The organism is Shigella sp. FC1544 (genome assembly GCF_001722145.1).
Classification (GTDB): Bacteria; Pseudomonadota; Gammaproteobacteria; order Enterobacterales; family Enterobacteriaceae; genus Escherichia; species Escherichia coli.
In genome coordinates this window covers 1-205 of record NZ_MECT01000546.1, presented here as the reverse complement: position 1 = coordinate 205, position 205 = coordinate 1, and the positions used below count along the sequence as shown (strand labels likewise).

1 pseudogene and 1 other annotated feature are annotated in these 205 nt (G+C 54.6%); the pseudogene reads right to left on the bottom strand.

Annotation, left to right across the window (positions count from 1 at the left end):
• A pseudogene (locus tag BGK49_RS31280) lies at positions 1-205 on the bottom strand (IS3 family transposase); the annotation flags it as partial.
• Positions 88-203, bottom strand: a sequence feature (AL1L pseudoknot). (Overlaps the previous pseudogene by 116 nt.)

Genomic DNA, 205 nt, shown 5'->3' with positions numbered 1-205 from the left:
CTCTTTCTTCAGCCAGTCATCGCGCTGCGCACGGGCACTGCGTTTATCCGGATGATGTCGCTGTTGCTGACAGTGGTAATACGTTGACGGGGCAATATGTAGTTCACTGCATAGCGGTCCGACCCCGTACTGCTCACGCAGCTTATCCAGCAGTGGCATCATTTTTCCAGAGGCGGTCGAACTCCGCCTTCGCAAAATAAGCGGA